Source organism: Liquorilactobacillus capillatus DSM 19910, from assembly GCF_001434915.1.
Classification (GTDB): Bacteria; Bacillota; Bacilli; order Lactobacillales; family Lactobacillaceae; genus Liquorilactobacillus; species Liquorilactobacillus capillatus.
This window is the reverse complement of record NZ_AZEF01000030.1, coordinates 1-7,993: the sequence shown is the minus strand read 5'-3', so window position 1 is coordinate 7,993 and position 7,993 is coordinate 1. Positions and strand designations below refer to the sequence as shown.

8 protein-coding genes are annotated in these 7,993 nt (G+C 38.3%); all 8 read left to right on the top strand.

Features of this window, described 5'->3' with window-relative positions; translation table 11 throughout:
* Positions 1–912: LPXTG cell wall anchor domain-containing protein (locus FC81_RS11160; protein ID WP_157054747.1), on the top strand; the 912-nt coding region annotated here is incomplete at its 5' end.
* Positions 913–1,304: 392 nt separating this feature from the next.
* Entirely contained in the window at positions 1,305–2,270 is a 966-nt protein-coding gene (gene rfbB / locus FC81_RS07440; RefSeq protein ID WP_057745120.1) for a dTDP-glucose 4,6-dehydratase, read from the top strand.
* A 195-nt stretch (positions 2,271–2,465) separates the two neighbouring features.
* Complete coding sequence (locus tag FC81_RS07435) at positions 2,466–3,788, top strand: Firmicu-CTERM sorting domain-containing protein (protein WP_057745117.1); 1,323 nt, start codon at positions 2,466–2,468, stop codon at positions 3,786–3,788.
* Complete coding sequence (gene xrtG, locus FC81_RS07430) at positions 3,785–4,405, top strand: exosortase family protein XrtG (RefSeq protein WP_057745114.1); 621 nt, start codon at positions 3,785–3,787, stop codon at positions 4,403–4,405. Before FC81_RS07435 ends, xrtG begins: the two co-directional genes overlap by 4 nt.
* A complete protein-coding gene (locus tag FC81_RS07425) occupies positions 4,402–5,739 on the top strand; it encodes a TIGR03111 family XrtG-associated glycosyltransferase (protein WP_057745111.1) in 1,338 nt (445 codons plus the stop codon). Before xrtG ends, FC81_RS07425 begins: the two co-directional genes overlap by 4 nt.
* 3 nt (positions 5,740–5,742) lie before the next feature.
* Positions 5,743–6,114 carry a 6-carboxytetrahydropterin synthase gene (locus tag FC81_RS07420; protein WP_057745108.1) on the top strand — a complete coding sequence of 124 codons (372 nt, stop codon included), beginning with the start codon at positions 5,743–5,745 and terminating at the stop codon, positions 6,112–6,114.
* Between the two features lie 14 nt (positions 6,115–6,128).
* The gene (locus FC81_RS07415; RefSeq protein ID WP_057745105.1) at positions 6,129–7,691 is read left to right on the top strand and encodes a TIGR03766 family XrtG-associated glycosyltransferase; all 1,563 of its coding nucleotides are present in this window, start codon (positions 6,129–6,131) and stop codon (positions 7,689–7,691) included.
* A gap of 22 nt (positions 7,692–7,713) precedes the next feature.
* Positions 7,714–7,962 (top strand): DUF3781 domain-containing protein, encoded by a 249-nt coding sequence (locus tag FC81_RS07410; RefSeq protein ID WP_057745101.1) that lies wholly within the window; start codon positions 7,714–7,716, stop codon positions 7,960–7,962.
* Positions 7,963–7,993 lie beyond the last annotated feature (31 nt).

The following is a 7,993-nucleotide window of genomic DNA, read 5'->3' as shown; positions in this document are numbered from 1 at the left end:
CAGTCAGGATCAACAAGTACTAGTGAGTCGGCCTCAACAAGTACTAGTGAGTCAGGCTCAACAAGTGCCAGTCAATCAGGCTCAACGAGTGCGAGTCAGTCAGGCTCAACAAGTACTAGCGAGTCGTCTTCGACGAGTGCAAGTGAATCAGGGTCAACAAGTACGAGCGAGTCAGTTTCAACGAGTGCTAGCGAATCGGCTTCAACAAGTACGAGCGAGTCGGCTTCAACAAGTGCCAGTCAGTCAGGGTCAACAAGTACTAGTGAATCGGCTTCAACAAGTGCCAGTCAGTCAGGGTCAACAAGTACTAGTGAGTCAGCCTCAACAAGTGCCAGTCAGTCAGGGTCAACAAGTACGAGCGAGTCGGCTTCGACGAGTGCCAGTCAGTCAGGGTCAACAAGTACGAGTGAGTCAGCCTCAACAAGTGCCAGTCAGTCAGGGTCAACAAGTACGAGTGAGTCAGCCTCAACAAGCACTAGTGAATCGGCTTCAACAAGTGCCAGTCAGTCAGGGTCAACAAGTACTAGCGAGTCGGCTTCGACGAGTGCAAGTGAATCAGGATCGACAAGTGCCAGTCAGTCAGAGTCAATAAGCACTAGTGAGTCTGAATCGACAAGTACTAGTGAATCGGCTTCAACAAGTGCCAGTGAATCAGTCTCAACGAGTACTAGTGAGTCAGGCTCAACAAGTACTAGTGAGTCAGGCTCAACAAGTACTAGTGAATCAGGATCGACAAGTACAAGTGAATCTGCCTCAAGAAAAATAAAAAATACTAAATTATCAAAAAATGATAAACTTCCACAAACTGGCGATAAAGTTTCTAATGGAATGACAGAGCTTGGAGCAGCTATTTTAGCTGTAGCAGGAATAGTAGGCATAAAAGGTAAGAAAAAAGATAATAAAGAGGAATAACTTATTTGCCTTTTTGAACTTAATCCTTGAAAGGGATTAAGTTTTTTTGTTATTTTTTCGTAATGGATGAATTGCCAAATTAGATGCAACACTTTATCAAAAAAGCCCTAATAGGAATGAGAAGTTCATTTCTACTAAGGCTTTTTGTGTGCCTTCAGTATGTTAGTGAAAGAATTTCTTTAAATGGATCAAAACTAATTGGGAAAAAAGTGTTGCAATCCCAAATACGTGCTTCAGTAAGTTAAAAATCTCTGTACTAATACTTTTACCTTGATAAAGTTAAAGATGACGATAACACCTTAAGTTTAATTTTAGAAAAACGGTGGTATAATTATTATTTCCGAAGGGATTCATGATAATTTGTAATTTTATTTAAGAAAAGGGATCAGCTTATGAAAATATTAGTTACAGGTGGGGCAGGGTTTATCGGTAGTAATTTCATTCATTATCTGCTGAGAGAGCATCCAGAGGACCAAATTATTAATTTTGATTTATTAACTTACGCGGGAAATCTGGCTAATTTAACTGATATTGAAAATAATGCTAACTATACCTTTGTTCAAGGCAGTATTACGGATAACAGGTTAATTGAACAGGTGATAAAAGAAAATAGCTGTGATGCAATTATTAATTTTGCAGCAGAAAGTCATGTTGACCGGTCGATTCTTTATCCCGAGATCTTTGTAAAAACAAATGTTCAAGGAACGGCTGTTCTGCTGCATGCCGCCAAAAAATTTGGTTTAAAAAAGTACGTCCAAGTTTCAACAGATGAAGTTTATGGTTCACTTACAACAAGTGGTTCTTTTACGGAAGAGACACCATTGGCACCTAATTCGCCGTATGCCGCCAGTAAAGCTTCTGCAGATCTACTTGTTAGGGCATATCATCAAACGTATGGTTTAAACGTAAATGTTGTCCGGTGTTCTAATAATTATGGGCCGTTCCAATATCCAGAAAAGTTGATCCCATTACTGATAACAAATGGCGTTGACAGAAGAAAACTGCCGCTCTACGGTGATGGAGAAAACATTCGTGATTGGCTGTATGTTTTAGATCATTGCTGTGCACTTGACCTTGTTTTACATCGCGGAGAAAAGGGAGCTGTGTACAATGTAGGGGGACATAATGAGCGAACTAATAATGAAATTGCAACATTGATTATCGCAGAACTAGGTCTAAGCAAGCAAAGTCTTAAGTATGTTAATGATCGTTTGGGACATGATCGTCGTTATGCTATGGATGCAACCAAAATTGAAAATGAATTGGGATGGCACCCGATCCATGATTTTGAAATAAGTCTTAAAGAGACTATTAGGTGGTATTTGAAAAATGAGAAATGGTGGCGAGGATTGAAATGAGATTATAAGTAGTATTAGTAATTACTTTTAAAAAATTCTAAACTATGATAAAATATAAAAAATACTAAGTATAATTTTGGTGATACTCTATTTAGTTTAACAAGTAGTTTTACGGAGAACAGCTATAGAGCATTTAAATAACAAGAACAAACTAAAAAATAAAAGCTGATCTAAGCTTAGCGGGAGAGGGTAATAATGAGGAAGTGGAGTTTAATATTGTTAATAGTACTAAGTTCCTTGGTTATTGCAAGTAACAGGGTCAATGCAGATAGCCAGACAGAGCTTAAACTCGATGGTCAATTCAATGACTGGGAGCAGGTTAATAAAACACCGGTCGGATACTATCACATGGGGAACTGGGCGTTGGCGGTCAGTAATGATTCTGTATGGCTATATGTTGACAATGGTGGGAATGCTGATATGTCAATTCCAATGCAAAATTATACACTTAAGGTTGCTGATAAGGCATATAATCTGGAATTCGCCAGTTCAGGCTCACAAATAACCGTCACTGCACGGAATATGAGTGATAACTGGCGTTCAATGGGCGAAGTTGGGACAGGGATCATTAGTAAAAATGGAAGTAAGCAAACCGGAGAATTCACACTTGCATTGGGCAAGTTGGGATTAAATACGACTAAGGCTAAGGATGCTGAGGTCACACTAACAAATTCAAGCTTAGGATCACAAACAGCTACGGCAACGGATATTCAAAGCAGCTCTACTGCAGCTAGTTCTAGTTCCGCATCCAGTACGACTTCATCAAGTTCAAGCAGCAGCGCTACCAGTTCAAGCAGTACCTCATCAAGCAATAATACATCTGCAACAAGTGAAACAGCTGGAGCACAAAGTTCTTCTTCTGCACAAGCAAATCCAAATAACCAAAGTAATAATCTCGGAATTGCGATCGACGGTCAATTCAATGATTGGACCGATAAGCCGCAATCACCGATGAAGATCGTGGGTGACGATGACAATATCAAAAATGTTTCGCTCCTAGCAGATGGGAAAAATGTTTATTTTTATATTGAAATGCATCCTGTTTTGTCAGGTGGGTATGTCAACTTTCAACCAGCTGGATATAAATTAAAAGTTGGTAATGTCGTTTATGATATTGATTTTAATCATAATACGACTGTTAATTTAAACGATGGTGAAACTAAGATGGTAACATTAGGGATCTATAATGCACATGATAACTGGTACACGACTCTAAATAATCAGGTAGCTGTTACGAGGAAAAAGATCTCGCAGAAAATGGGGGATGGGTCAACAGTTACTGGAGAGGCTTATGTTTTTGAATGTGCAGTCCCATTCAGTGCACTTAAGGGTAGTTCTAATATGTCAGGACAAACGATTACATTAGCAAACCGGAACTTATGGACAGGAGAGGTGAATGCAGCGGGTGGAAGTACACAGCCACTTATTTTAGCCGGTATCGGCTTAACAATAGCGCTCTTTGCAGTCTATAAGTTTAGTGGGATTAAAAGTAACAGCTGGAGGAAAGTAATTAAATGAATATCTATTTAATTGTCGGAATAATTATCTGGCTTTACGTGCTGTCTTTGTTTAAACGGACAGATCTTGCTGCTTTTCATTTTATTTGGGGCAGTGTTGGATTGTTCTTTATTTTAATCGCGTTCAGCAACCGCTATTTGATCTGGTTATTTACACAAGCAGTCATGCATGGTGTTGGCTGGCTAGGGTCCTTGACTCAGATGAGTGAAACATTAACAAGATATAGCATTATTAGTATTACCAATCCGACTTCACCTGTAAATATGGTAATTGATTATGAATGTTCAGGAATAATTGAAACATTGGCTTTTTTAAGTCTAGTCGTCTTTTTTCCTATTTATAATCGCCATGAGAGGCTGTTTTTCTCACTGATGGGTATCCTGTGGATTTATTTAGCGAATGTATTACGGCTATTATTAATAATTATTATCGTACATTTTGGTGGTGGACAAACTTTCTTTATTGCACATTCATTACTCGGACGCATTGTCTTTTACTTCTTGGTGATCGCTTTGTACTATTTAGTCTTTACATCCTCACAACTTTCACACAGTATATACGATACTTTTAAACAAAAAACGCAGTTTCTGCTGCAAAAAAGGAGGAACTTAAAGTGAGCTATTGGCTGGAATTAACATTCTTTAAAATGGGTTTCTGGATTACATGGGCATTAATTCCGGTAGTAGTTGAGATTCTACCCGCGTTTTTCGCTAGCATCTGGTTGATCATGCGTCATTGGCATCGAGTTAAGCTGCCGGTACCTGAAAAACTTCCAGTTATCTCCCTCATTATTCCTGTTTATAATTCAGAAGGGACACTTTTTAATTGCATTCGTTCAATTAATGAGTCGACTTATCCGGCAGAACTGATTCAAATTATTTTGGCTGATAACCAAAGTACAGATCATAGTTTCGATGCTTTTGAGCGCGCGCAAAATGAATTCAAAAAGCTAAATATGAGTGTGATAAATACTGAACAAGGTAAGGCTAAAGCTCTGAACTCCGCCATTTATAGCAGTATTGGTAACTATATTATTAATATCGATAGTGATGGTATTCTTGAAAAGAATGCATTGATGAATATGGTATTACGGTTTGAGAATGAACCAGAGCTAGCTGCACTGACGGGAACGATCTTACCACAAAAAGAAATGATCAAAACGGCTCGTAAGAAATGGTTAAAACTGTTGCAACATAATGAATATTTTGAATATGCACAAGCTTTTCTTTCTGGTAGAGTGATCGAATCTCGCAGTAATCAGTTATTTACGATGTCAGGAGCCTTTTCCGCTTTTCGTAAAGATACACTGCTGCAGACTTTTTTATATAACACAGGAACGATCGGCGAAGACACCGACATGACTTTTCAAATGCGTGACAGGTTAAAAAATAAAGTAGCAATTTGTTCCGATGCAATTTTCTATATCGAGCCAATCGATGATTTAAATACCCTTTACCTGCAGCGCCAGCGTTGGCAAACGGGTGAATTAGAAGTAGTTGATCAGAATACTGCTGATTTACAGTTAAAAGGCTTTTTTAAGAACTTCTTAGTTCGGCGAATGATGCTTGACCATACTTTCTTATTTCCTAAGTTAATCTGGTTAGCTGCTAGTGTCGTCTTACTTTTTTTAGGTTACTCATGGATTATTTTATTATTATCTTATGTTCTCATTTACTTTCTCTACGTCGTTGTTAGTTTGTTAAATTATCTTTGTGTTGTACTTTTGCTAAGAGCATTCCCAGCAGAACGTAAGTTTTTTAAATCCTCGTGGTGGGTTATTCTTACACTGCCATTTTATAATTTTATTTGTTCTTGGTTTCGACTGATCGGTACTTTGAATAGCATGACAAGAAAGTCAAGTTGGAACACAATTAATTTTAGCCAAGAGTTGAAGAAGCTCTGGACGTTATTCTTAGCAGACCTTAAAATGATTAAAAATAAATGGAGGTAGAAAATGGCACAACTTAATTACAGTTATAGAATTAAAACGTTTTTTAATGCAGGGCATGCAGTTAGGTGGGAAAAAGGAACTGGTAAACGTCATTCACATACATGGGAAGTCGTGTGTGAGTTAAGAAGTCAAAGTGAACAAACCGTTATTTTTAGTGATATTGAAGAGACTCTAAATAGTATTTTCGAGAAAATATCTGGGTCTTTCTTGAACACGTTGGATGAATTTAAGGAAGTTAATCCAACAGTTGAGAATATTACATTATGGCTCTATCGTTTGATGACACCAGTCCTAGAACCACTAGGTGTTAGTTTGATCCGTCTGGAAGTCAGTGAATCACCCACTCGTTCTTATTGTATAACTGTCAGCGATTAGAGAAGAGGGATGGGATGAGCAAGAGATTATTGAAAATAGCTAATGCAGGGAAGTTACGTGTATTTGGCTTTTTTATTTTTATCACTTTTATCTTTGCATTAACATCACCTAACTTAATCTTAGGCGATAATCAGATCACAGGTGCTGGCACAACTTTTTTCACGACTGTCTGGCTGTTAATAGCTGGTGTAATTATTGTCTGCTTTAAAACATTTAAAGCAATAAATCAATTTTTACATTATCTTTTGATCACACACAAATTGAAAACATCACTTATCTTATTGGCGTTAGTTATTGTGTGGCAGCTTATTTTTGTACTGCTTGTTCATCCAGCAATCGGGTTTGATGTTGGAGCGGTTCATCAGGCATTGACAGATAGAACCAGTGCGGAAATACGGGCTTATTATAGTATTAATTATAATAATCTACCGTTACTACTGGTACAACATTTTTTAGCGGAAGTATTTGCGACAAAATCATGGCTTTTTTTTGATCTAGTAACATTGATCCTTGTTGATTTAGCAATGGTTTTTAATCTTATCACCGTTGCTCTAGTGGATCGTACACGCTTGGCCGCTGCAGTTTATCTTCATGCAGGGTGGCTGTTCCTTTTTCCAATGATTATCGTTCCTTATACCGATACGTGGGTACTGCCACTTGTTTCGGGATATTTAATGTGTTATAGCATTGTTAAACGATGCCAGCTGAGTTATTCAACTAAGCTGATTGCACTCTTTTTAGGCTGTTTCCTGCTTGTTGTTGCCTATTTTCTTAAACCATCAGCTATCATTGGTGGTGTGGCGATTGGACTAGTTGAGCTTGTATCGGTTTTAGTAAAACCTAGAGCAAAGAAACAGGGTAGGTGGCTTGTTGTCGGGACTATTTTCTTAAGTGGGGTACTAATACTGACCAGCTACCACATTTTTAAGCAGCGTTTACAAGATCAGAGGTATATCCAAGTTGATTCAGCGAGGGCAATTCCTGCAATTCATTTTATTAGTATGGGACTCTCGGGTGAAGGGGGATACAATCCTAAGGATGCACTTGCAATGGCACAAATTCCAACTAAGGCTGGTCGAGTTACTTATTCAAAGAAGTTGCTAGTTAGACGATTAAAGGAAAAAGGCTTCAGCGGATATCTTGTATTCCTATTTCAAAAACATCGTGCTAATACTGCTGATGGAACATTCGCCTGGGTCAAAGAAGGACATTTCATTACAGAAAACCCACAACCGGCCCGACAAGGGATGAGTGGTCAGCTAAAGCAATTCGTTTATTTATATGGAACACGGTTAGGCGATTTTAGATTTGCGGCACAATGCTGGTGGATCATTTTGTTAGGGATGATCGCACTAGGCTGGCGCGAGCGCCGTGACTTTGTACAACTTTTACGGTTAGCTCTTATTGGCAGTTTCATGTACCTTTTGATCTTTGAAGGTGGAAGAAGCCGGTATCTAATCCAGTTTCTGCCTTATTTTCTAATTCTGGCAGCACTGGTAAGCAAGCAATCATTTCTGTTGGTCCAAAAATTAGGTGCTTTTCTAAGTGGTACCAGTAAATCTCTAGGGAAGGGATAAAAATGACAGCTAAGCAGTTAAGATGATTGCAGAAAACCTTTGTTACACTAAATTAGTTTATCAGCGAATCAATAAAAAACTTGCGGGTAAGTATACAAAGACTGAGATTAAAATATTACTTCGGGAGCCGGTTCTTGAAGCAACTCAGATGATACATAAAGGAAAAAACTTCTATATCTATAACAATCAGCGCGGAATAAGAATTACTGTTAATGTTAACAATTACCGTGTAATTACGGTGGATAAATGGGTCAAAGTCAAATCGTATTGATGGAGATCTTGGCATCACCTTTGGGTGGTGT

Coding starts and splice junctions, on each gene's coding strand:
- rfbB (WP_057745120.1), top strand. CDS start 1,305: ATGAAAATATTAGTTACAGGTGGGGCAGGGTTTATCGGTAGTAATTTC.
- FC81_RS07435 (WP_057745117.1), top strand. CDS start 2,466: ATGAGGAAGTGGAGTTTAATATTGTTAATAGTACTAAGTTCCTTGGTT.
- xrtG (WP_057745114.1), top strand. CDS start 3,785: ATGAATATCTATTTAATTGTCGGAATAATTATCTGGCTTTACGTGCTG.
- FC81_RS07420 (WP_057745108.1), top strand. CDS start 5,743: ATGGCACAACTTAATTACAGTTATAGAATTAAAACGTTTTTTAATGCA.
- FC81_RS07415 (WP_057745105.1), top strand. CDS start 6,129: ATGAGCAAGAGATTATTGAAAATAGCTAATGCAGGGAAGTTACGTGTA.
- FC81_RS07410 (WP_057745101.1), top strand. CDS start 7,714: ATGATTGCAGAAAACCTTTGTTACACTAAATTAGTTTATCAGCGAATC.